Below are 23,680 nucleotides of genomic sequence, written 5' to 3'. Positions count from 1 at the left end.
CATTGACAGGTACACGAACCCTGCCTAGGTTCGCCGATACACCCGATGTATCGATGGCCATGATGACCATCAGGTCTGGAGGACGATGATGACCTCGCAGTCCGGGAGGCACTCACCCCTGCCCCGCCGTGCCGTGCTCGGTACCGCGCTGGGCGGAGCGGCGGTGGCGGCCCTGCCCGGGACGGCCCATGCCGGACAGTCCTTACCCACGGCACCCACGGCACCCACGGCACCCACGGCGGCACCGTCCGCCGGAACCGATGCGCCGGCCTCGAAGGGCAGACGCCCGTGGAGTCTCCGCGACACCATGACCACCGACCGCTCCTGGGACCGCTTCCTGCGCGACCAGGACCTGCGCTGGAGCAGGCTGCCCACCCGCTGGTACGAGGGTCCGTTCCTCGGCGACGGGCTGCTCGGCAGCATGGTCTACCAGGATCCGGGCGCCAACCGGATCCGCTTCACCGTCCAGCACGGCCGCGTCCAGGACCACCGGCCCGAGTTCGGCAGCGGCTGGGGCACCTGCCGGCTGCCGGTCGGCCACCTCACCCTCGACCCGGTCGGCACCATCACCGCCGTCGACTGGCGGCTGAGCCTGTGGAACGCCGAACTCACCGGCACGGTCACCACCACCGCCGGCACCCTCACCCTCTCCGCCCTCATCCACGACGAGGTCCTGGCCGCCCGGGTGACGGCCGACGGCGGCGAACGGGTCGTCTGGACCTTCCACCCCGAGGAGGCCATCAGCCCCCGGAAGATCAGCGAGGCCCCGCCCACCGGCTACACCGCCCACCCGCCCTGGACGACCCGGACGACCGCCGACGGCACCGAGCAGGTGCTCCAGCCGCTCATCGGCGGCCAGACCGCCACCGCGTACCGTCGCGACGGCGACGAACTGCTGCTCGGCGTGGGCCACAGCGCGCCCTCCGAGACCGCGGCCGAGGCCGACTCGCTACGGCATCTGCGGCGCGCGCGGTCGTACGCCTCGCTCCGGAAGCGCCACCGCCGCTGGTGGCACGCCTTCTACCCGAAGAGCTTCGTCTCGTTCCCCGACAGGCGACTGCAGAGCTTTCACTGGATCCAGCTCTACAAGGTCGCCTCCGCCAGCCGCGCGGGCGGCCCCGTCATGGCCACCTCGGGGCCCTGGTTGGAGCCGACACCGTGGCCCGCGGTGTGGTGGAACCTCAACATCCAGCTGGAGTACTGGCTCGTCCACGGCTCCAACCACCTGGAACTCGACGCGCTCGCCACCACCGTGCGGCAGAACCAGGAACAGCTGATCGCCAACGTGCCCGCCGCCTACCGCGCGGACAGTTCCGGCGTCGGCCGCAGCTCCGACATGTTCGCCAACCGGGGCGTGGGCCGGCCGGGCAGCGGCACCGAGGTCGGCAACCTCACCTGGGCGCTGCACAACGTGTGGCTGACCTACCGGCACTCCATGGACGAGGCGCTGCTGCGCGACACGGTCTTCCCCGTGCTGCGCCGGGCGATCTCCTACTACCTGCACTTCCTCACCCCGGGCAGCGACGGCAAGCTGCATCTGCCGAGCACGCTCTCCCCCGAGTACCCGGTCGTACCGCCGCAGGACACCAACTACGACCTGGCGCTCATCCGCTGGGGATGTCGGACGCTCCTCGAGTCCGCCGAACTGCTCGGCGCCGACGACGAGTTGATCCCGCGCTGGCAGGAGGTGCTGACCCGGCTCACCCCGTACCCGGTCGACGACAACGGCTTCATGATCGGCGCCGACACCCCGTACGCGCAGTCCCACCGGCACTACTCGCATCTGCTGATGGTCTATCCGCTGTACCTCGTCAACTGGGAACAGCCCGAGAACCGCGACCTGATCACCAGGTCGGTGGTCCGCTGGCAGGCGCTGCCCAGCGCTCACCGGGGCTACAGCTACACGGGGGCCGCCTCGATGTACGCGATGACCGGCGACGGCGACACCGCGATCACCTATCTGCGGAAGTTCTTCGACCCCACCACCCGCTACCCCTGCCAGGCCAACACCCACTACACCGAGGCCGGTCCGGTCATCGAGACGCCGTTGTCCGCCTCGCAGTCGCTGCACGACATGTTCTGCCAGAGCTGGGGCGGCGTGATCCGCGTCTTCCCCGCCGTCCCGTCCACCTGGGCGGACGTCACGCTGCACGACTTCCGCACCCAGGGCGCCTTCCTGGTCAGCGCGGTCCGGCAGGCGGGGGCGACCCGGTTCGTCCGGATCAGGAGCCTGGCCGGCGAGCCGCTCAAGCTCCGGCACGGCCTCACCGGCCGTCTCACCGTGCTCCTCGACGACGGCACCCCGGCCCGCACCCACGACCTGGGCGACGGCACCCTCGCCATCGATCTGCCCAAGGGCCGCGAGGTGCTCGTCCACGCGGGCGCCCGGCCCGACCTCGTCATCGCGCCCGTCACCGTCGGCGAACCGGGCGCGGCCTGGGGACTGCCGTAACAGCCACCGTCCCAGGGACACGTACGCATCGACAGGGAGGATTCTCATGGCGGTTCCGATCAGGACCGCGGTCACCGGGCTCAGCGCCGGACTCTGCGCCGCACTGGTGGCCACACTTCTCACGACCGTGCCCGCGCGGGCCGAACAGCACGACCGCGCCTGGGCGGTGTCCGCGGCGGCACACGCGCCGCGCGCCCGGGTGTCCCTGGACTCCACCACCGGCGCCCTGAGCCTGTCGGTGTCCCGCGCCGGCCGGACGGTCGTCGAGCCGTCGCCCGTCGGCATCGTCACCGAACAGGCCGATCTGTCCCAGGGGCTGCGTTTCCTGCGCCGCGAGGACAGGGTGATCGACGAGCGGTACCGGACGAAGGCCGGCAAGCGGCTGGACCGCCGGGTGCGGATGAACGAGAGCCGTCTGTCGTTCGCGACCCCCGACGGTGCCCGGCTCGACCTCGTCGTCCGTGCCGCCGCCGACGGCGTCGCCTACCGGTACGTCCTGCCCGCCGGGTACGGCGACGTGCTCGGCGAGACCTCCGCGTTCAACCTGCCGGCGGACGCGAACGCGTGGCTCGGCACCTACCGGGCCGACAACGAGGGGCAGTTCGTTCAGTACACCGCCGCGAGCGCGCCCACCGGCGCGTACGCGGACCAGGCCCTGTTCGCGACCGACGGCGGCTACACCCTGCTCGCCGAGTCCGACCTCACCGGCGCCTACTCCGGCGCCCGGCTCACCCACGAGCAGGGCACCGGCACCTACCGCGTCAAGCTCGCCGACGACCGGGTCCGGGCCGACGGCCCCCTCGCCACCCCCTGGCGGGCCATGGTCACCGGCGACCTCGCCACCGTCACCCGCTCCACCTTCACCGACGACCTCGCCCCCGCCGCCGAGGTCGGCGACCGCTCCTGGATCCGGCCCGGCACCGCCCTGTGGACCTGGCTCGCCGGCGGCCGCCCGGCGGGCCAGAGCCTCGCCGCGCAGAAGGCCTACGTCGACTACGCCGCCGAACGCGGCTGGCCGTACGAGGCCGTCGACGCGGGCTGGTACTTCAGGTCCGACGCGTGGGACACCACCGACCCGGATTGGCAGACCAACAGCTGGATGCCCGAACTGGTGGAGTACGCGCGGGCCAAGGGCGTCGGGATCATCGTCTGGATCCATCAGCGCGACCTCGACACGGCCGAGGAACGCGCGCGGTGGCTGCCCACCCTGGAACGCTGGGGCGTCAAGGGCGTCAAGATCGACTTCATGGACTCCGAGGCGCAGGCCACGCTTCGGTGGTACGACGCGATCCTCCCGGAGACCGCCGCCCACCATCTCCTGGTCAACTTCCACGGCTCCACGATCCCCAAGGGCATCCAGCGCACCTGGCCGCACGTCATGACTTTGGAGGGCGTCGCGGGCGAGGAGAAGCGGACCAACACCGCCGCCCACCTCACCACCCTGCCCTTCACCCGCAACGTCATCGGATCCATGGACTTCACCCCCGGTGCCTTCCAGCGCGTCGGACTGCGCCCCAACTCCGACGCGGCCGAGGTCGGGCTCTCCGTCGCCTACGAGTCGGGCCTGCAGATGTTCGCGGGCACCCCCGAGTCGTACGACGCCCGGCCGCTCGCCCGCGCCTACTTCGACCAGGTCCCCGCCGCCTGGGACGACACCCGGCTGCTCGCCGGACAGCCCGGTCAGGAGGCGGTGCTCGCCCGCCGCAGCGGCGACCGCTGGTTCCTGGGCGGGGTGTACGCGGGCGCGGCGCGCACGGCAGAGGTCCCGCTGTCCCTCGGCTCCGGACGCTGGCTGGTCGAGACGATCCGGGACGGCGCCGACGGCCTCGTCCAGGACAGGCAGGTCCTGCGCGGCGGCGACACGTTCACCGTCGACGTCACCACCAACGGCGGCTTCGCCGCCCTCGCCTGCCCGTGGCGCCCGGGGGTCACCACCTGCTACCGCTGAGCATCACGCCGGACCGGTCGGAGCGGCCACGAACCGAGTCGCGAGACACGGGTGCGGCGCTCGTGACACGAGGGACGTTCCGTCGATGGGTTCCGGCGATGGGTCCCGTCGATGGGTCCCGTCGATGGCCGGAAGAGGCGCCGGTGCGCCGGACTCGGCCGGGTACTCGGGGAGTTCAACGGATCCCGTCGAGTCCGAGGAGGTACGTGCCGTGCGCTCCGTCAAGCGCTGGCTCGACCACAGTCTCACCGCACAGGCGTTTCTGATCTTTCCCGTACTTGTGGGTCTGGCCGCCCTGTTCCGCCCGAACGAGCATCCGGTGTACTGGGTGGTTCAGGGTGGGCTCCTGTCCGCCGTCACCCTCACCGTCCTGGCCGTCCAGCGCCGGAAGACCGGCCGTGCCGTCGGCACCGACGCCCGCGGCATCGCCGAGCTCCAGCGCAAGCTCCGGCGCCGCGAGGTGCCGAGGGAGCCCGAGGAGCGGGCGGCCATGCGCCGACTCGTCGCCGAGCAACTGGGGCAGATGGAGCGGGGAGCCCGGTGGCTGCCGTACTGGTTGGGCGTCATGGGCCTGATCGCGGTCGGCCTGCTCGTCCTCGGAGTGGCCTCCGGCTCCTGGGCCCCGCCGCTCGCCTTCGCCGTGGGCGTGTTCGCGTTCTGCTCCTGGATCCTGTGGATGCGTCGCCGCGCCCTCGACCGCTTCCGCTTCATGCGGTCGGCACTGCGGCAGGGCGAACCGGTGTCCTGACTCCGCCTCGCCCTCAGCCCCGGGCGCCCTGGCCCGGTGCGCGGCGACGGCCATGACGACCACGGAGGTCAGGGCGCTGCCGAGGGTGGAGGCGCAGACGTTCGCGTCGGCGGCCAGTGCCGCACCGTGGGCGCGGTCGGTGACGCGGTCGATCATGCGGGGTACGCCGACGAACCCGGCCACCCCCCATCAGGAACACCAGGAACACCAGGAACACCAGGAACACCGAGACGGCCCCGTCAGGCGCACCCGCGCCCGCCGGGTGCATGCCCAGGACCGGGACCTCGACGCCTCATCGCCCTCCCCCGGGAACACGGGCAGCGAACGGGCACACCCAGCGGGAAAGCGGGCAGCGGGCTCGCACTCCCCAGGGCCCTCCACCGCCTCGTCCAGGGCCTCCGGCCTTCGGCAAACGGGCACATTCGGTCATGAAGCGCTCCACTGAGAGCCTGGCCAGCGGGGTGGTCCGCCTGTAGAAATTAGCCACCGGATGCCCCAACGGGCAGGGCCTCCGGGAAATCAGCCGGCGTGGGCACACCGCGCGGAGCCGTGGAACGGAGGTGTCGCCGTGGACACCGAGGAACGAAGGCGCGGGATTCTGGAGACGGCACGCCGTGCCGGCTCCGTGGACGTCGGAAAGCTCGCCGCCGATCTCGGGGTCTCCAAGGAGACCGTGAGGCGTGATCTGAACGTCCTGGAGGAACACGGGCTGGTCCGGCGTACCCATGGGGGCGCCCATCCCGTGGAGAGCGCGGGCTTCGAGACCACGCTCGCCTTCCGCACCACCATGCACGTCCCCGAGAAGTCCCGGATCGCGACCGCCGCGGCCGACCTGCTCGGAGACGCCGAGACCGTCTTCATCGACGAGGGCTACACCCCACAGCTCATCGCCGCCGCCCTCCCCCGCGACCGGCCACTGACCGTCGTCACCTCCTCACTGGCCACGGCCGGTGACCTGGCCTCCGCCGAGAACATGACCGTGCTGCTGCTCGGCGGCCGGGTGCGCGGCGGCACGCTGGCCACGGTCGACCACTGGGCGACCCGCATGCTCTCCGGCTTCGTCATCGACCTGGCGTACGTCGGTGCCAACGGCATCTCCCGCGAGTACGGGCTCACCACCCCCGACCCCGCGGTCAGTGAGATCAAGGCCCAGGTCATGAGGGCCGCCCGGCGCCGGGTGTTCTCCGGCGTCCATACGAAGTTCGGTGCCGCGAGCTTCTGCCGCTTCGCGGAGGTCACGGAGTTCGAGGCGATCGTCACCGACGCCGGGCTCCCCGCCTCCGAGGCACACCGCTACTCGCTGCTGGGCCCCGAGGTCATACGCGCCTGAGCCGCGGTTCAGCTCCCTGTCCCACCCTCCCCGCCACCCTCGCAAGCCTGGGGGCCTGCTTCCCCACGCCCTCGAACACCCTGGAGTCAGTCATGCGTACACGGAGAATGATCCACGTCCTCGCCACGGCCACGGCCACAAGCTCGCTGCTGGTCGCCTGCAGCGGCGCGGGCGGCTCCTCGAGCTCCGGCGGTGACGGCGAGAGCATCAATGTGCTGATGGTCGGCAACCCGCAGATGGAGGACATCGCGAAGCTGACGAAGAGCACCTTCACCAAGGACACCGGGATCAAGGTCAACTTCACGATCCTTCCCGAGAACGAGCTGCGCGACAAAGTCACCCAGGACATCGCCACCCAGGCCGGCCAGTACGACGTCGCCACCATCGGCGCCTACGAGGTGCCCATCTGGGAGAAGAACGGCTGGCTGCACGATCTCGGCTCCTACGCCGACAAGGACACGAGCTTCGACAAGGCCGACCTGCTCAAGCCGATGGTGCAGTCGCTCACCGGCTCGGACGGCAAGCTCTACGCCCTGCCGTTCTACGGCGAGTCCTCGATGCTCATGTACAACAAGGACGTCATGAAGGCGAAGGGCATCACGGTGCCCGAGCACCCGACCTGGCAGCAGATCGCCGACATCGCGGCCGAGGTCGACGGCGCGGAGCCCGGCATGAAGGGCATCTGCCTGCGCGGTCTGGCCGGCTGGGGCGAGCTCGGCGCGCCGCTGACGTCCATGGTCAACACCTTCGGCGGCACCTGGTTCACCAAGGACTGGAAGGCCCAGGTCAACAGCCCCGAGTTCAAGAAGGCCACCAACTTCTACGTCGACCTGGTGAGGAAGCACGGGCAGGCGGGAGCGGCACAGGCCGGCTTCACGGAGTGCCTCAACGCCATGAGCCAGAAGAAGGTCGCGATGTGGTACGACGCGACCAGCGCGGCCGGGTCGTTGGAGGACGCCAAGTCCAGCAAGATCGCCGGCAAGGTCGGCTACGCCTACGCCCCGACCGTCGAGACCAAGAGCAGCGGCTGGCTGTGGAGCTGGGCGTGGGCCATGCCCAAGACCACGAAGAACGCCGACGCCGCCTCGCAGTTCATGCTGTGGGCCTCCAGCAAGAAGTACGAGAACCTCGTCGGCGAGAAGCTCGGCTGGTCACGCGTTCCGGCCGGCAAGCGGGCCAGCACCTACGAGAACCCCGCGTACCAGAAGGCCTCCGGGTCGTTCGGTGACATCACCCTGAAGTCCATCGAGGCGGCCGACCCGGCGAACCCGGGCGTCCAGCCCCGGCCGACCGTGGGCATCCAGTACGTGGCCATCCCCGAGTTCCAGGACCTCGGCACCAAGGTCACCCAGGAGATCTCCGCCGCCATCGCCGGCAAGACCAGCGTGGACAAGGCCCTCGACGACGGCCAGAAGCTCGCCGAGGACGTCGCCGAGAACTACCGGTAACCCGCCCGAACCGCCCGGCCGGCCCTCCCCCCGGCCGGGCGCCGATTCCCCCACCCCGGCCGTCATCGGCAGAGGAACCCTCATGACCGCGCTCAGCGCTGCACCCAAGACAGCCCCACCGCCCAGCCGCAAACGCACCTCCACCGAAGTCAGCAAGTGGAAGCGCCGCTTCCCGCTGCTGCCGGCGCTGGTCTTCACCATCGTCGTCACGCAGCTGCCCTTCGTGGCCACGCTCGTCATCTCCACCTTCCGGTGGAACATCCTCAAGCCGGGTGAGAGGCGCTTCGTCGGCCTGTCCAACTTCACGTTCGTCTTCACCGACGAGCGGCTGCGCGCGGCGGTGCTCAACACCATCGTGCTCACCGCCTCCGTGGTGCTCATCAGCGTGCTCCTCGGCCTCGGGCTGGCGATGCTCCTCGACCGCAAATTCGTCGGCCGCGGGCTGGCGCGCACCCTGCTCATCGCACCGTTTCTGGTCATGCCGGTCGCGGCGGCGCTGCTGTGGAAGCACGCCATCTACAACCCCGACTACGGCCTGCTCAACGGCACCCTGAACACCGTCTACCGGTTCTTCGGCGCCGACCACGGCCCCACCATCGACTGGATCTCGTCGTACCCGATGCCGGCCGTCGTGATCTCGCTGGTGTGGCAGTGGACCCCGTTCATGATGCTGATCCTCCTGGCCGGTCTGCAGGCGCAGCCCGGCGACGTCCTGGAGGCGGCCCGCGTCGACGGGGCCTCGGCCATGGCGACCTTCCGCCACATCACGCTGCCGCACCTGCGCCAGTACCTCGAACTGGGCATCCTGCTCGGCACGATCTACGTCGTGCAGACCTTCGACGCGGTCTACACCATCACCCAGGGCGGACCGGGCTCCCGGACGACCAACCTGCCCTACGAGATCTACCTGACCATGTTCCGCAAATTCGAGTACGGCGAGGCCGCGGCCGCCGGAGTGGTCGTCGTCCTCGGCTCGATCGTGATCGCGACCTTCGCCCTGCGCACCATCGCGTCGCTGTTCCGCGAGGAGGTGTCCCGATGACCGCGCACACCGCAGCCGCCCCCGGGGCGAAGCTCAGGAAACTCCTCCGCCGACGCGACGACCAAGGTGGTGCGCCCCGGCTCTCCCCCCTGTGGACGTTCGTCGCGTGGCTGGCCACGCTGGCGTTCTTCGCTCCGGTGGCGTGGATGGTCCTCACCTCCTTCCACCAGGAGGCGGACGCGGCGACCAACCCGCCGACCCCCCTCGCCGCCCTCACCCTCGACCAGTACGAACTCCTCTTCAGCCGGGACATCACCCCCTTCCTCCTCAACTCGGCCATGGCCAGCGTCATCTCGACCCTGCTGGTGCTCGCCCTCGCGGTGCCGACGGCCTACGCGCTGTCCATCAAGCCGGTCGAGAAGTGGACCGACGTGATGTTCTTCTTCCTGTCCACCAAGTTCCTCCCCGCCATCGCCGCCCTGCTTCCCGTGTACCTGATCGTCAAGGACGCCGGAATGCTCGACAACGTGTGGACACTCGTCGTCCTCTACACCGCCATGAACCTCCCGATCGCGGTGTGGATGATGCGCTCGTTCCTCGCCGAGGTCCCCAAGGAGATCCTGGAGGCCGCCGAGGTCGACGGCGCGGGCCTGCCCACCGTGCTGCTGCGGATCGTCGCGCCGGTCGCCATGCCCGGACTCGCCGCCACCTCGCTGATCTGCTTCATCTTCAGCTGGAACGAGTTCATGTTCGCCGTCAACCTCACCGCGACCCAGGCATCGACCGCCCCGGTGTTCCTCGTCGGCTTCATCACCAACGAGGGACTGTTCCTCGCCCGGCTCTGCGCCGCCGCCACGCTGGTCTCCCTGCCGGTCCTCATCGCCGGTTTCGCCGCCCAGGACAAACTGGTCCGCGGCCTGTCCCTAGGAGCAGTCAAGTGAAAGCCGCTGTCATCGAAGCCCCCGGCAAGGTCACCGTCACCACGGTGCCCGACCCCACACCCGGGCCGCGCGAGGTCGTGGTCGATGTGGCGGCCTGCGGGCTGTGCGGGACCGATCTGCACATCCTGCAGGGCGAGTTCGCACCGACGCTGCCGGTCGTGCCGGGTCACGAGTTCGCCGGGGAGGTCGTGGGCCTCGGCAGAGACGTCACCGAACTCGCGCTCGGCGACCGGGTCGCCGTGGACCCCTCGCTGTACTGCAACGAGTGCCGCTACTGCCGCCTGGGACGCAACAACCTCTGCGACCGGTGGCAGGCGATCGGGGTGACCCGGTCCGGCGGCGCCGCCGAGTACGCCGTGGCGCCCGTCGCCAACTGTGTACGGCTGCCCGACCACGTGGACGTCCAGGACGCGGCCCTGATCGAGCCGCTGTCCTGCGCCGTACGCGGCTACGACGTCCTCAACAGCAGGCTCGGCTCCCACGTGCTCATCTACGGCAGCGGGACGATGGGGCTGATGATGCTGGAGCTGGCCAAGCGCACCGGCGCCTCGTCGGTCGACGTCGTCGACGTCAACCCGGAGCGACTGGCGACGGCCGCGAAGCTGGGCTGCTCCCGAACGGCGCTCTCCGCCGAGGAGTTGGGGCGGCCGGCCGGCTGGGACGTGGTGGTCGACGCGACGGGCAACGCCGCCGCCATCCAGGACGGCCTGGAGCGGGTCGCCAAGGCCGGGACGTTCCTGCAGTTCGGCGTCTCCGACTACGCGACGACAGCCACCATCTCCCCGTACCGCATCTACAACCAGGAGATCACCATCACCGGCTCCATGGCGGTGCTGCACAGCTACGAGCGGGCGGCGGAACTCTTCGCCACCGGGGTGCTGGATCCCCAGGTCTTCATCAGCCACCGGATGCCGCTGTCGGAGTACCCGCAGGCACTGGACCAGTTCGCCGCCGGCCAAGGACGCAAGATCGTCGTACTGCCCTGACGCCACCTCGGCCGGTGCGCTCGTCGTCTTCCTCGACGCCTCGCCCGGTCGCACCTGTCGAGCGGGGGCCGGACCCGAGCGAAGTCCGGGTCCGGCCCCCACTGATTCCCCCCTTCGTCCCCGATCTCTTCGAGCCTTTCCGAGGGAGAGCAGCCCATGAGCCGGCAACGGATCACCGTTCTGGGAGAGTGCGTCGCGGACGCCTTCACCGAACCGGCGAACGCCGCGAACGAACTCGCCCTGCGGGTGCTGCCGGGCGGCGGACCCGCGAACACGGCGGTGGCCCTGGCCCGGATGGGCACGCCGGCCCGCTTCCTCGCCCGTCTGTCCGGCGATGTGTTCGGCCGCCTGTTCCGGGCCCATCTGGAGGCATCCGGGGTCGACCTGTCGTGCGCCGTCGCCGCCGGTGAGCCCAGCACGCTGGCCGTGGCGGAGCTGGACGCCACCGGGCAGGCCGCGTTCTCGTTCCACGCCCGGAACACGGCGGACTGGCAGTGGACTTCAGGGGAACTGGCCCGGGTGGATCTGTCCGGAACGGCCTGTCTGCACACCGGGTCGCTGGCGCTGATCCGGGAGCCGGGCGGGGCGGTGGTGGAGGAGTTCGTGGCGTCAGCGGCTCCGCGGGCCACCATCAGCATCGATCCCAACGTGCGGCCGCTGCTGGTGCGCCCCGAGGCCTACCGCGCCCGGCTGACGCACTGGTGTGGTCTCGCCGACATCCTGCGGCTGAGCGAGGACGACCTGGAACTGCTCCTGCCGGGCACCCCGCCCGAGCAGGCGTGCGACCTCTGGCACGCCGCGGGGGTACGGCTCGTCGTGATCACCCTCGGCGCCGACGGCGTCGTGGCCTCGCTCGACGGCGAACGGCTGCGGGTGCCCGCGGTGACCACCAGGGTCATCGACACGGTCGGCGCGGGCGACTCCTTCACCGCCGGCCTGCTGCACCACCTCGCAGCCCGCGGCCTCCTCGGTGGCCGGCTGACCCGACTCGGAATCGACGATGTCGCGGAAGCCTGCCGGTTCGGCACCCGGGTCGCGGCCCTGACCTGCTCGGTCGCCGGCCCCAATCCCCCGTGGCGAAGCCAGTTGACAGAGCTCGCGACCACCGACAGCGCCTGACGGCCGGTCGGCCAGGGCCCTTCTGATGGATCTCCGTGGAGGAAGGAGCGGCGTTCGGTGCGTGCGATCGGCGTGCGGCGTGGAGGGTCATGTGGCGGAGCCACCTGTCCCTTCGCGCCGCGCGGCGAGCGTGCGTGCCGGGCGTCGCGACGCCACGGAGATCCACCAGAAGGGCCCTAGGCCTTCTTCACCGGTACGCGCCACACCAGAGAGGTCCCGCCGTCGGTGGGTCGCGTCAGTTCGAGGCGGCCGCCCAGGTGCTCGGCCCTCTCCGCCATGTTGCGCAGGCCGCTGCGGCGGCCCTCGGGCGGAATGCCCACGCCGTTGTCCGCGACCGACAGCCGGACCTCGCGCCCGTCGGTCGCGAGCACCACATCCGCGTGGTCGGCTCGGGCGTGCCGGGCGATGTTGGTCAGGGCCTCGGAGAGTACGGCGACCACGTTGTCGGCGATCTCCTTCGGCACATCGGTGTCCAGGAGGCCCTCCATCCGCACGCTGGGGGCGAAGCCCACCACCGGCGCCGCTTCCCCGACCACCCGCACGGCGCGGGCCCGCAGGCCGCTCCCCTCGGTTCCCTCACGCGTACGCAGGCCGAAGATGGTCGACCTGATGATCTTGATGGTCTCGTCGAGGTCGTCCACCGCCCGCGACACGCGTTCGGACGCCTCCGCGTGCTCGATGAAACGGCCCGCGCTCTGCAGGGTCATGCCGGTGGCGAACAGTCGTTGGATCGCCAGGTCGTGCAGGTCACGGGCGATCCGGTCACGGTCCTTGAGCACCGCGACCTCCTCGGCCTCCAGGCGGCGTTCCGCCAGTTCCATCGCGATCGCCGCCTGCGCGGCGAAGCCTCTCAGGGGGTCGATCTCCTTCTCGGAGAACGCGGTCCGCCCCGCTTCCCTCACCAGGAGGAGCACACCTCGTACGCCGCTCTCGCCCGTTCCGACGGGAACGGCCACGGCCGGCCCTAGGCCGGTGAACCTCAGGGAGCCCGCCAGGACTCGTTCGTCATGGAGGACGTCCGCGCTGGTGACGGCGGTCGCACCGGAGAGAGCCTCGCCGATCAGGGTGCCGTCCATCGGCAGAATCATGCCCCGGATCGCGTCCGCTCCCTGGCCCAGGGCGAGCTCCACGGAGAGGGATTCCGTCTCCTCCATCGGCATCGCCACCACGGCCAGGGCCGCACCGGTGATCTCCCGGGCCTGTTCGGCGATCAGCCCCAGGACCTCGGCACGCGCCCCGCCCGCCATCAGCCGGTGGACGATCTCGGCGTTCGCCCGCAGCCACCGCTCCCGCAGCCGCGACTCCGCGTACAGCCGCGCGTTGTCGATGGCCACTCCGGCCGCCACGGCCAGCGTGAGCGTGACCGAGACATCCTCCTCGTCGAACTGGGCGCCACCCCGTTTCTCGGTCAGATACAGGTTCCCGAAGACCTGGTCGCGCACCCGGATCGGGACGCCCAGGAAGGTGTTCATCGGTGGGTGGTGGGGCGGGAAGCCGTACGACGCCGAGTGCTCGGAGATCTTCGCCAGGCGCAACGGCTCCGGGTGGTGGATCAGCTCGCCCAGGATGCCGTGGCCTTCCGGGTACGGTCCGATACGGGCGATCTGCTCCTCGGACACACCGACCGTGTGGAAGGCGGAGAGCCGCTTGCCGTCCGGGCCGATCACTCCGAGCGCCGCGTACTCCGCGTCGACCAGCACCGCCGCGGCCTCCACGATGCTGCGCAGAGCCTGCTCCAGGTCCAGCTCCCGGCCGACCGAGAGCACCGCCTCCAGCAGGCTGTGCACCCGGTCGCGGGTGCCGCGGGCCGCGTCCAGGCGCGCCTGGAGCTCGTCCAGCAGCTCGTCCAGTCTCAGCTGCGGCAGCCGTACGCGGGCCTCGTCGGGGCTTCCCACCTGCTGTTCCTCCAGATCCCCTGGTACGACGGACCCCCACCGGTCCGGTCACGTGCCAAGTTAGTCGTCGGCAGCCGGGGGCGGTAGCGGATCCCTCCGAGTCGCCCGGTCCCCGACGGCGGCGAGTCGGTCAGGATCGGGACCATCGGCCCTGGGGGGCGCGGGTGATCCGAGGGACACTGGAGGCAGGAGCGGCACCGATCCCCCGCGGTGTCGCTCCGTCGGCCGGAGATACGCGCCCGCGTTCCCGGTCACCACTTCCCTGGACGCACCTCGGCGGGGAGGGCCCACTGGCCCTGTCGAACACGGGGCGACAGGGACCGAACGGCCCTTCCGCGCACCCTGTCGGCACGGGTTGTCTCGTTCCATGGACGACAACCACACGAGGTCCGCGCGGTACCGCACGCATCGCACCGTCGGTGGCGCGACCGTCGTGACTCTGCGGGGCGAGATCGACATCGTGACGGCTCCCTCGCTCGCGGCCTGCCTGGATTCGCTGACCTCCGGTCCGCGCCCCGATCTGGTGCTCGACCTGCGTCCGGTCTCCTTCATCGACTGCGCCGGGCTGGGCGTGCTGTGCCGGGCGCGGAACCACGCGCAGGCCCGAGACGGCCGGCTACGGCTGGTCACGAACAGTGCCCCGTTCCTGCGCATCCTGCGCCATGCCGATCTGACCGGCGTCTTCGACATCCGCACCCGACTGCCCGAGGAGGCGGTCGGATCGCCGGTCGCCGACTCCGTCTCCGCTTCGGCCGGTTGAGTCCCGGCACCAGGCCCTGGCACCGGACCCCGGCAGGGGGTCGAGCGGGTCGCTCGACCCCCTCTGGGCCGCCGACCGGACCTTCAGGCGTTCCAGCTCCAGTCGGCGATCTCGGGCAGGTCGGTTCCGTGCTCGCGGATCCAGGCGTGGTGGCGGGTGCGGGCGTCGGCCATCGCCTGGCGTACGGCGGCGGCACGGACGGCGAGGCCGGGGACGCGGTCGATGACGTCCATGACCAGGCGGTAGCGGTCGAGGTCGTTGCGGACGACCATGTCGAACGGCGTGGTCGTGGTGCCGGACTCCTTGTAGCCGCGCACGTGCAGGTTCTTGTGGCCGGTGCGGCGGTAGGCGAGCCGGTGGATCAGCCACGGGTAGCCGTGGTAGGCGAAGATCACCGGTTTGTCGGTGGTGAACAGGCCGTCGTACTCGAAGTCGCTCATCCCGTGCGGGTGTTCCTCACGCGGGAGCAGCCGGGTCATGTCGACGACGTTGACCACACGCACGGCGAGCCGCGGCAGGTGGCGGCGCAGCAGTTGGGCGGCGGCCAGCACTTCCTGGGTGGGTACGTCTCCCGCGCAGGCCAGCACCACATCGGGCTCCCCGCCGTTCTCGCTGCCGGCCCAGTCCCAGACCCCCGCGCCGCGCGCGCAGTGCGCGCGGGCCTGCTCGATGGACAGCCAGTCGAAGCAGGGCTGTTTGCCGGCCACGATCACGTTGACGTAGTCGCGGCTGCGCAGGGCGTGGTCCGCGACGGACAGGAGGGTGTTGGCGTCCGGGGGCAGATAGACCCGTACGACCTCGGGGCTCTTGTTGAGGACGTGGTCGACGAAGCCGGGGTCCTGGTGGGAGAAACCGTTGTGGTCCTGGCGCCACACGTGCGAGGTGAGCAGGTAGTTGAGGGAGGCGATGGGGGCGCGCCAGGGCAGGTCCCGTGAGGTCTTCAGCCATTTGATGTGCTGGTTGACCATGGAGTCGACGATGTGCACGAACGCCTCGTAGCAGGAGAACAGTCCGTGCCGTCCGGTGAGGAGGTAGCCCTCCAGCCAGCCCTGGCAGGTGTGTTCGGAGAGGATCTCCATCACCCGGCCGTGCCGGTCCAGGTGTTCGTCGACCGGCAGGTGCTCGGCCTGCCATGCCTTGCCGCTGGCGTCGTAGACGGCCTGGAGCCGGTTGGAGGCGGTCTCGTCCGGGCCGACCACCCGGAAGTCCCGGCGGGAGCGGGTGTCCTTCATGACCTGTTCCAGGAGGTCGCCGAGGACCCGGGTGGGCTCGTGCAGCGTCGTGCCCGGCTTCTCGACCGGCACGGCGAAGTCGTCGAGGGACCGGATGGGCAGGTCGCGGACGAGGAGTCCGCCGTTGGCGTGTGCGGTGGAACCGAGCCGCTTCGCGCCGTCGGGGACGCAGGCGAGGACGTCCTCGGCGGGCCGTCCGTCCGGGCCGAAGAGCTCCTGGGGCCGGTACGAACGCAGCCAGGTCTCCAACTGCCCGAGGTGCTCAGGGTTTTCACGCACTCCGGCGAGCGGGACCTGGTGGGCACGCCAGGTGCCCTCGACGGGCTCCCCGTCGACCTCGGCGGGGCCGGTCCACCCCTTCGGCGTGCGCAGCACGATCACCGGCCAGTGCACACGCTCGGCGACCCCGCCCTCGCGGGCGGACCGCTGCATCAGGGCGATGCGGTCCAGCGCCTCGTCGACAGCCCTGGCCATGGCGCGGTGCACCCGCATCGGGTCGTCGCCGGTCACATGGATGGGCACATGGCCGTATCCCCGCAACAGCTCGTCCAGTTCGGCCTCGGGAATGCGGGAGAGCACCGTCGGGTTGGCGATCTTGTAGCCGTTGAGGTGCAGGATCGGCAGGACCGCTCCGTCGTGCACCGGGTCGAGGAACTTGTTGGAGTGCCAGGCGGCGGCCAGCGGCCCGGTCTCCGCCTCGCCGTCCCCGATCACGCAGGCCACGAGCAGGTCGGGGTTGTCGAGGGCGGCGCCGTACGCGTGGGCCAGCGAGTAGCCGAGTTCACCGCCCTCGTGGATGGAGCCGGGTGTCTCCGGGGCGACATGGCTGGGCACGCCGCCGGGGAAGGAGAACTGCCGGAAGAGCCGTGCCATGCCCTCCGCGTCGCGCGACACGTCGGGGTAGGTCTCGCTGTAGCTGCCCTCCAGCCACGAGTTGGCGAGCACCGACGGGCCGCCGTGCCCGGGACCCCACACGCACAGCGCGTCGAGCCCGCGCGCCTTGATCACCCGGTTGAGGTGGGTGTAGACGAGGTTGAGGCCGGGCGAGGTGCCCCAGTGGCCGAGCAGCCGGGGCTTGATGTGTTCCGGACGCAGGGGCTCGGTCAGCAGGGGGTTGCCCATCAGGTAGATCTGGCCCGCGGCCAGGTAGTTGGCGGCCCGCCAGTGGGCGTCCAGGGTGCGCAGCTCGTCGTCGGAAAGTACGGTGACGTTCTGGTGTTCGACCTTGGTCATGGGTGACTCCGGAACTCATCGACGGGGGTCAGAGGGCGGTGGAGGCGACATGGCCGACAAACAGGCGGCGAAGGTGCCGCGCGCGGCATACGAGAAGGAACTGCTGCGTCTGCAGACGGAGTTGGTGAAACTCCAGGAGTGGGTGCGGGCGGAGGGCGCCCGGCTGGTCGTGATCTTCGAGGGGCGGGACGCGGCGGGCAAGGGCGGCACGATCAAGCGGGTCGCCGAGCACCTCAATCCGCGTGTCGCCCGGATCGCGGCTCTCCCCAAGCCGACGGAGCGCGAGCGCACCCAGTGGTACTTCCAGCGCTACGTCGAGCATCTGCCGGCCGCCGGGGAGATCGTGCTGTTCGACCGGTCCTGGTACAACCGGGCCGGCGTCGAGCGTGTGATGGGTTTCTGCACGAAGGAGGAGTACCAGCTCTTCCTTCGCCAATGCCCGATCTTCGAGCGGATGCTGACCGAGGACGGGATCCTGCTGCGCAAGTACTGGTTCTCGGTGAGCGACACCGAGCAGCAGGAGCGGTTCCGCAAGCGGCTGGAGGACCCGCTGCGACGCTGGAAGCTGTCGCCGATGGACCTGGAGTCGATCGCCCGCTGGGAGGCGTACTCGCGGGCCAAGGACGCGATGCTGGTGCACACCGACATCTCCGAGGTGCCCTGGTACGTGATCGAGAGCGACGACAAGCGCCGGGCGCGACTGAACATGATGGCCCACCTGCTCGCCTCCGTGCCGTACCACGAGGTCCCGCCACCGGTGCTGGAGCTGCCCCCGCGACCGCCGTCGACCGGCTACCAGCGCCCGCCGCGTGATCTGCAGACGTACGTCCCCGATCACGCGGCGGGTCTCTGAGCAGCCGGTCACCGTACTCACTCCGGCTCGGGCACGATCACCACCGGGCAGGCGGAGTGGTGCAGCACGCCGTGGGTCACCCGGCCGAGCTGCAGGCCGAAGCTCCGCTTGCGGCGCCTGGCCCCGACGACCAGCAGGTCGGCCTCGCGCGAGGCGTCGGCCAGCACGTTCCGGGCGTGGCCCTCGACCGTACGGCGGTGCAGCCGGACATCGGCGGGAGCGTCCTGGAGGGCCGCCTCCAGGGCGTCCGCGGCCCGCTGCTCGTGCAGACGCGCGGGCTCCCCGGCCAGCAGCGGGTGGTCGCTGGTCTCGTGCGCGGGGCACCGCCAGGCCCGTACGGCGTCGACCCGCGCCCCACGTCGCCGCGCCTCCTCGAAGGCGAAGCGCACCGCCGCCGAGGACGTCGGCTTCTCCCCCACGCCGAGGACGATACGGCCGTGGGTGGCGGGCAGGGCCTGGTTGTCGTGGCTGCCGCGGATGACGATCATCGGGCAGTGCGCATGGGCGGCCACGGTCAGGCTGACCGAGCCGAGCAGCGCCTCGGTGAGGGCGCTGCGGCCCTGGGTGCCCGTGACCAGCAGAGACGCGTTCCGGCTCTCCCGCAGCAGCGTGTACTCGGGTTCCTCGGGCAGTACGTCGGTGGCGATCTTCACCTCGGGCCGGCGCAGGCGGGCGCGTCGGGCGGCGCCCTCCACGATGTCCTCGGCCCGTACCCGCTCGGCCGGCCTGTCCAGCTCCTCGGCGAGGTGGGCGCCCTCGTACCGCTCCCACAGCGAGGCGTACACCAGACGCAGCGGCGCCCCGCGCAGGGCGGCCTCGTCGGCCGCCCAGTCCACGGCCCGCAGGCTGGGCTCGGAGCCGTCGACGCCGACGACGATCGGCAGGTCCATCGTCATCTCCCTCACCGTCCCGCGCCGAGGTCGAACACGATCCGGGCCCTGACCTGGCCGCGCAGCACTTCGGCGATGGAGTCGTTGACTGAGTCCAGCGGGCGGGTCTCGCAGATGACCCTGGTCCGGCCGGCCGCGTGCAGCCGGAAGACCTCGGCGAGATCCTGTCGGGTGCCCACGATCGAGCCGATCACGCTCGTACCGTTCAGGACCGTGTCGAAGATCGGGACCTGGACGGTGCCGTGGGCGGGCAGGGCGACCATGACGAGCTTGCCGCCACGCCTCAGGCCCGTGTTGACGGCCGCGAAGGCCGCGTCGTTGACCGCGAGCGCGATGGCCGCGTGGGCGCCGCCGTGCCGCTTGAGCACCTCGCCGACATTCTCCTTGCGGGCGTCGATGACGAGGTCGGCACCGAGTTCGGTGGCGAGTTCGAGCTTCTCGTCGGTGACGTCGATCGCGGCCACCGTGGCGCCGGCGATCTTGGCGTACTGCACGGCGAGGTGGCCGAGTCCGCCGACGCCGGAGATCGCGACCAGCTGCGCGGGCCGCACCTCGGCGACCTTGAGCGCCTTGTACGTGGTGACGCCGGCGCAGGTCAGCGGGGCGGCGTCGACGGCGGTGACGCCCTCGGGCACCGGCTGCGCGAAGTCGGCCCAGGCGAGCATCTTCTCGGCGTACCCGCCGTCGCAGCCGTAGCCGGTGTTGATCTGCTGCTCGCACAGCGTCTCCCAGCCGGACAGGCAGTGCTCGCAGCGTCCGCAGGCCTTGCCGAGCCAGGGCACGGCGACCCGCTGTCCGACGCTCAGGTGGGTGACGCCGTCGCCGAGCTTCTCGACGAGGCCGACGCCCTCATGACCGGGCACGAACGGCGGGTTCGGCTTGACGGGCCAGTCGCCGTGGGCGGCGTGGATGTCGGTGTGGCACAGCCCGGACGCCTCGACGCGGACACGGACCTGGCCGGGACCGGGCTCGGGGTCCGGGCGTTCCTCGATGACCAGGGGCTCGCCGAATGCTCGTACGACCGCTGCCTTCATGGTGACTGCTCCTCGGGGTGGGTCAGTGGTGGGGGACGACGGCGACGGGGGCGGTGGAGTGGTGCAGGACGGCGTGCGTCACGGGGCCGATGTGGGCACCGAACGGGCTGCGGCGGACGCGGCGGCCCACGACGACCAGCGAGGCCTCGCGGGAGGCGTCGACGAGGTGATTGCCGGGGGTGCCGTAGTGGGGCTCCTCGGTGACCTCGACGTCCGGGTGCTTCTCGCGCCACGGGCGCAGGACCTCGGTCAGCGCGGTGGTCTCGCGGCGGGTGAGCTCCGCGTGGAGTTCGAGGTCGGCGGCGAGGCCGTAGGCGTAGTACGGGGGCGGGTTCCAGCCGTGGACGACGCGCAGGGACGTGCCGCGACGGGCGGCTGCCGCGAACGCGAACTCGATCAGCTCCTCGTTCGGGCTCTCGACGTCGAGGCCGAGGACGACGGGCCGGAACGGGGTCGCGGCGGACGGGATGCCGGCCGGGTCCATCTCGTGCTCGTCCGCGGCCAGCTCCAGGGCACGGACCAGTACCACGGGGCACTCCGCGTGGGCGACGACGGCGAGGCCCACGGAACCGACCATGAACCCGCCGATCCCGCTGAGACCCCGGGAGCCCAGGACGAGCAGTTCGGCGTTCCTCGTCGCCTCGACCAGGATCTCGCTCGGACGGCCGTCGACGTGTTCGCTGGTCACCTCGACGCCGGGGTGACGCAGTCTGATGCCGTCGGCGGCCTCGCGGGGAATGCGCTCGGTCCAGTGCTGGTGAGTCTCGGAGCCCAGGAGGGGCGCCTGGGCGATGGGGTCCGGTACCGGCTCCCAGATGTGGACGATCTTCAGTGCGAGGTCACGGAGCCGCGCCTCGCGAGCGGCCCACTCGGCGGCGGCCCGGCTCTCGGGCGAGCCGTCGAGGCCGACGGTGACGGTACGGGGCATGCTCTCCACCTCCAGGGCGAATTCCTCCAGGGCGAGGAATTCGATTCCAGCGTGGTGTTCAGGGGCTCGTCCGGGCAGGGGCCAGTGGTCCCGATCCCGGGCCGAAGGACCCTCTGCGGGGCTCGGACACGGCCCGGCGCGGCGGGACCCCGTTCAGGGAGCCCGGCCCAGAGCCTGCCGAGGCCCGGGACGTCCCAGGCGGCGCCGCCGACGCCGCCTGCGCGGGCAGTGCCGGACAGCGCACACCGACGTGCCGCAGCCCGTTCGTGCGCCGTCGGCCGGTCGTGCGCGCCGGGCGGTCGGAGCCGGGCGGCCGTACGGCCCACGGAGTCCCGAAGGTCCCGGTCCGAGAGGCCCGTCCGCCCCGCTCCTCGGCCCCACTCCACGAGCCGGTGTCCCGGAACCCCGCCTCCGGGACCGACCGGCCCGTTCCAGGGCCCGAGTGGCCCATGGCCCGCGCCGACGCCCCGGAACACCCTGGTGATGGAAGTCCGTTCACCCGGCAGCGGAGGACATCATGAACGCTCCCCCCACCCCCAGCATGTTGCGCGCACTGACGGCCGAGCACCGTCAGCGGCTCATGCGTCTGGCCAGGGATGTGTCCATCCCCCAGGGAACGCGTCTGTTCGAGGAAGGCGGACACGCCGACCGCTTCTGGATCATCCGCACCGGCACGATCGAGCTCGACATGCGGGTGCCGGGCCGGCGGGCGGCGGTCATCGAGAGTCTCGGGCACAACGAACTGGTCGGCTGGTCCTGGCTCTTCCCACCCCACGCCTGGCAGATGGGAGCCGAGGCGACGACTCCGATCCGGGCCTACGAGTTCGACGCCGTCGCCGTCCGGTCCATGTGCCGGGACGACCCGGCCCTGGGCAATGACGTCAGCCAGTGGGTGGGCCAGGTGCTGGCGCACCGTCTGCGCTCGGCCCGGACCCGACTGCTCGACCTGTACGCCCCCTACGGCGCCGGCAATGCCATCTGACCCCGCCCCGAAGCAGGGCACGAAGCCCGAAGCACGGCACGAAGGAGGGGCCATGCACGGCACCCCGCACATCGTCAGCGATGTCATGACCCACACGGTCGCCGCGGTCGGTCGCGGGGCGACCTTCAAGGAGATCGTGCGGCTCATGCAGGACTGGAAGATCAGCGCCCTGCCCGTCATCGAGGGCGAGGGCCGTGTCGTCGGCGTCGTCTCCGAGGCGGACCTCCTGCCCAAGGAGGAGTTCCGCGACAGCGACCCCGACCGGTATACGCAACTGCGCCGCCTGGGCGATCTGGCGAAGGCGGGCGGGGTGACCGCCGAGGACGTCATGACCTCTCCCGCGCTCACCGTGCGCCCGGACGCCACGCTCGCCCAAGCGGCCCGCACCATGGCCCGGGCCAAGGTCAAGCGGCTCCCGGTGGTCGATGCCGTGGGGATGCTCGAAGGCGTCGTCAGCCGTTCCGACCTGCTCAAGGTCTTCCTCCGCACCGATGAGGAGATCACCGAGGAGGTCCGCCGCGAGATCGTGTCCTACCTGTTCCCCGCACCGGGCTCGTCCGTGCGCGTGGAGGTGCGGGACGGCGTCGTGAAGCTCGTCGGCCGGGTCCGTGACACCTCGCTGGTGCCGGTGGCGGCGCGGCTGGTGCGGGCCGTCGAGGGGGTCGTGGATGTGCGGTTCGACGTCACACGGCCCGGCGGACCGGCCACGGCGGCGGCGTCCGCGGACCCGGCCGAGGAGGTCCGCCCTGCATGAGTTTCCAGGACACCCCACGGCTGTGGGACGGCACCGGACCGGTCGGCCCCGCCCACGCGGCCGCCCTCGGCGGGGGCGCTGTGTGAGTGGGGCCGATCGGCCCTGGTGCATTCGGCCCGGGCGCGTGATGATCGTCATCATGGACAGCCCGCGATCTGTCCTCTCACTCTCACTTCCACCGGGGAACGAGGGGCCGTGATGCCTGAGCCGCGTACGTACACCGAGCAGAACCCGATCCGCGTGTTTCTGCTGGACGATCACGAGGTCGTCCGCCGGGGTCTGGCCGACCTGCTGGACTCCGAGCCGGACATCTCGGTGATCGGCGACGCCGGCACCGTCGCGCACGCGCTCGTACGAGGTCCGGCGCTGCGCCCCGACGTCGCCGTCCTCGACGTGCGCCTGCCGGACGGAGACGGCATCTCGGTCTGCCGTGAGCTGCGCAGCCAGATGCCGGAGCTGGCCTGTCTGATGCTGACCTCGTTCGACGACGAGGAGGCCCTGCTCGACGCGATCATGGCCGGCGCCTCCGGCTACGTTCTCAAGCAGATCAAGGGCTCCGACCTCGTCTCGGCGGTACGCACGGTCGCCTCGGGCCAGTCGATGCTGGACCCCGCGACCACGGCCCGCCTGATGCGCTCGCTGCGCGCCGAACCCGTCAGCGCCCCCGCCGTACCGTCCGAGCTGGCGAGCCTGTCCCCGCGCGAGAGGGACATCCTGGCGCTGATCGGCGAAGGCCTCACCAACCGCGAGATCGGCAAGAAGCTCTTCCTCTCCGAGAAGACCGTCAAGAACCACATCTCCCGCCTGCTCGCCAAGCTGGGCGTCCAGCGCCGCGTCCAGGCCGCGGTCCTCGCGTCCCACCTGGATCAACCGGAGACGGACGAGCATCGCAGGAGGTAACCCCCGCCTCGCACCCGGCCACCGTGCCTCTGCCCGGCTTCGGCCCGGGTGGCCGACGCGCCCCTCCCCCCGGCCGATGATCCGCCGTTCGCGGTCGGCCCACCCGTCACACGCACGTCGTACCCCGTACGCCCCAGGCGCGGCCCAGGGCCACGAGGGACGCCTGTGCCGTGATGGACGGCGCCGCCGCCATGAACCGGAGCGGGGCCGGCATCAGCCGGTCCCGGCCGAGCACGCGCCTCCCGACCACGCACCGACGCTCTCC

At 71.1% G+C, this 23,680-nt stretch carries 21 protein-coding genes; 14 read left to right on the top strand and 7 right to left on the bottom strand.

All coding sequences use genetic code 11. The features are described from left to right. Positions 1-69 precede the first annotated feature (69 nt). Positions 70-309 (bottom strand): hypothetical protein, encoded by a 240-nt coding sequence (locus tag OG202_RS43340; RefSeq protein ID WP_328224535.1) that lies wholly within the window; start codon positions 307-309, stop codon positions 70-72. On the opposite strand from OG202_RS43340, the gene OG202_RS43335 reads away from it, so the two are divergent. From OG202_RS43335 to OG202_RS43295, 9 genes are all read left to right on the top strand, one after another. Then, entirely contained in the window at positions 308-2,452 is a 2,145-nt protein-coding gene (locus OG202_RS43335) for a glycosyl hydrolase family 95 catalytic domain-containing protein (protein WP_328224534.1), read from the top strand. The two genes, OG202_RS43340 and OG202_RS43335, sit on opposite strands and share 2 nt — an antisense overlap. A 46-nt stretch (positions 2,453-2,498) precedes the next feature. Beyond that, entirely contained in the window at positions 2,499-4,400 is a 1,902-nt protein-coding gene (locus OG202_RS43330; protein WP_327726553.1) for a glycoside hydrolase family 97 protein, read from the top strand. A gap of 211 nt (positions 4,401-4,611) precedes the next feature. After that, positions 4,612-5,148 (top strand): hypothetical protein, encoded by a 537-nt coding sequence (locus OG202_RS43325; RefSeq protein ID WP_327726554.1) that lies wholly within the window; start codon positions 4,612-4,614, stop codon positions 5,146-5,148. A gap of 568 nt (positions 5,149-5,716) precedes the next feature. Beyond that, the gene (locus OG202_RS43320; protein ID WP_326574227.1) at positions 5,717-6,478 is read left to right on the top strand and encodes a DeoR/GlpR family DNA-binding transcription regulator; all 762 of its coding nucleotides are present in this window, start codon (positions 5,717-5,719) and stop codon (positions 6,476-6,478) included. A 92-nt stretch (positions 6,479-6,570) separates the two neighbouring features. Then, positions 6,571-7,926, top strand: coding sequence for an ABC transporter substrate-binding protein (locus OG202_RS43315; protein WP_327726555.1), 1,356 nt, complete (start codon positions 6,571-6,573; stop codon positions 7,924-7,926). Between the two features lie 82 nt (positions 7,927-8,008). Next, positions 8,009-8,968 carry a carbohydrate ABC transporter permease gene (locus OG202_RS43310; protein ID WP_326574229.1) on the top strand — a complete coding sequence of 320 codons (960 nt, stop codon included), beginning with the start codon at positions 8,009-8,011 and terminating at the stop codon, positions 8,966-8,968. After that, a complete protein-coding gene (locus OG202_RS43305) occupies positions 8,965-9,849 on the top strand; it encodes a carbohydrate ABC transporter permease (RefSeq protein ID WP_327726556.1) in 885 nt (294 codons plus the stop codon). The genes OG202_RS43310 and OG202_RS43305 overlap by 4 nt, the downstream gene beginning before the upstream one ends. After that, the gene (locus OG202_RS43300; protein ID WP_327726557.1) at positions 9,846-10,835 is read left to right on the top strand and encodes a zinc-dependent alcohol dehydrogenase family protein; all 990 of its coding nucleotides are present in this window, start codon (positions 9,846-9,848) and stop codon (positions 10,833-10,835) included. Before OG202_RS43305 ends, OG202_RS43300 begins: the two co-directional genes overlap by 4 nt. 156 nt (positions 10,836-10,991) lie before the next feature. Then, positions 10,992-11,954 (top strand): carbohydrate kinase family protein, encoded by a 963-nt coding sequence (locus tag OG202_RS43295; RefSeq protein ID WP_327726558.1) that lies wholly within the window; start codon positions 10,992-10,994, stop codon positions 11,952-11,954. Positions 11,955-12,130: 176 nt separating this feature from the next. Here the strand turns inward: OG202_RS43295 and OG202_RS43290 are convergent, their stop codons facing one another. Next, positions 12,131-13,849: a sensor histidine kinase gene (locus OG202_RS43290; protein ID WP_326574233.1), complete on the bottom strand. Its 1,719-nt coding sequence runs from the start codon at positions 13,847-13,849 to the stop codon at positions 12,131-12,133. A 367-nt stretch (positions 13,850-14,216) separates the two neighbouring features. Here OG202_RS43290 and OG202_RS43285 point away from each other — a divergent pair, with 367 nt between their 5' ends. Further along, the gene (locus tag OG202_RS43285) at positions 14,217-14,609 is read left to right on the top strand and encodes an STAS domain-containing protein (protein ID WP_327726559.1); all 393 of its coding nucleotides are present in this window, start codon (positions 14,217-14,219) and stop codon (positions 14,607-14,609) included. A gap of 83 nt (positions 14,610-14,692) precedes the next feature. Here the strand turns inward: OG202_RS43285 and OG202_RS43280 are convergent, their stop codons facing one another. Then, on the bottom strand, positions 14,693-17,074 hold the full coding sequence (locus OG202_RS43280) for a phosphoketolase family protein (protein ID WP_326574235.1): 2,382 nt from the start codon (positions 17,072-17,074) through the stop codon (positions 14,693-14,695). A gap of 49 nt (positions 17,075-17,123) precedes the next feature. On the opposite strand from OG202_RS43280, the gene ppk2 reads away from it, so the two are divergent. Beyond that, positions 17,124-17,927 (top strand): polyphosphate kinase 2, encoded by an 804-nt coding sequence (gene ppk2, locus OG202_RS43275; RefSeq protein WP_326574236.1) that lies wholly within the window; start codon positions 17,124-17,126, stop codon positions 17,925-17,927. 17 nt (positions 17,928-17,944) lie between these two features. Here ppk2 and OG202_RS43270 read toward each other — a convergent pair whose 3' ends face one another. Genes OG202_RS43270 through OG202_RS43260 form a run of 3 tightly spaced genes read right to left on the bottom strand, consistent with a single transcriptional unit; the run spans position 17,945 to position 20,779 of the window. Continuing rightward, positions 17,945-18,823: a universal stress protein gene (locus OG202_RS43270; protein WP_326574237.1), complete on the bottom strand. Its 879-nt coding sequence runs from the start codon at positions 18,821-18,823 to the stop codon at positions 17,945-17,947. Positions 18,824-18,828: 5 nt separating this feature from the next. Next, entirely contained in the window at positions 18,829-19,851 is a 1,023-nt protein-coding gene (gene adhP / locus OG202_RS43265; RefSeq protein WP_326574238.1) for an alcohol dehydrogenase AdhP, read from the bottom strand. A gap of 22 nt (positions 19,852-19,873) precedes the next feature. Then, entirely contained in the window at positions 19,874-20,779 is a 906-nt protein-coding gene (locus OG202_RS43260; RefSeq protein WP_327726561.1) for a universal stress protein, read from the bottom strand. A 517-nt stretch (positions 20,780-21,296) separates the two neighbouring features. Between OG202_RS43260 and OG202_RS43255 the strand changes: the two genes are divergently transcribed. The 3 genes from OG202_RS43255 to OG202_RS43245 all read left to right on the top strand — a co-directional run bounded on the left by OG202_RS43255 (position 21,297) and on the right by OG202_RS43245 (position 23,415). Further along, positions 21,297-21,761, top strand: a complete 465-nt coding sequence (locus OG202_RS43255; RefSeq protein WP_326574240.1) for a cyclic nucleotide-binding domain-containing protein — start codon at positions 21,297-21,299, stop codon at positions 21,759-21,761. A 52-nt stretch (positions 21,762-21,813) separates the two neighbouring features. Next, positions 21,814-22,515 carry a CBS domain-containing protein gene (locus tag OG202_RS43250; RefSeq protein ID WP_326574241.1) on the top strand — a complete coding sequence of 234 codons (702 nt, stop codon included), beginning with the start codon at positions 21,814-21,816 and terminating at the stop codon, positions 22,513-22,515. Between the two features lie 198 nt (positions 22,516-22,713). Continuing rightward, positions 22,714-23,415 (top strand): response regulator transcription factor, encoded by a 702-nt coding sequence (locus tag OG202_RS43245; protein ID WP_327726562.1) that lies wholly within the window; start codon positions 22,714-22,716, stop codon positions 23,413-23,415. Between the two features lie 106 nt (positions 23,416-23,521). On the opposite strand, the gene OG202_RS43240 is transcribed toward OG202_RS43245, so the two are convergent. After that, positions 23,522-23,665 carry a hypothetical protein gene (locus tag OG202_RS43240; RefSeq protein ID WP_327726563.1) on the bottom strand — a complete coding sequence of 48 codons (144 nt, stop codon included), beginning with the start codon at positions 23,663-23,665 and terminating at the stop codon, positions 23,522-23,524. Positions 23,666-23,680: the final 15 nt, after the last annotated feature.

Origin of the sequence: Streptomyces sp. NBC_00310, from assembly GCF_036208085.1 — a bacterium.
Classification (GTDB): Bacteria; Actinomycetota; Actinomycetes; order Streptomycetales; family Streptomycetaceae; genus Streptomyces.
This window is presented reverse-complemented; position numbering and strand designations above follow the sequence as displayed.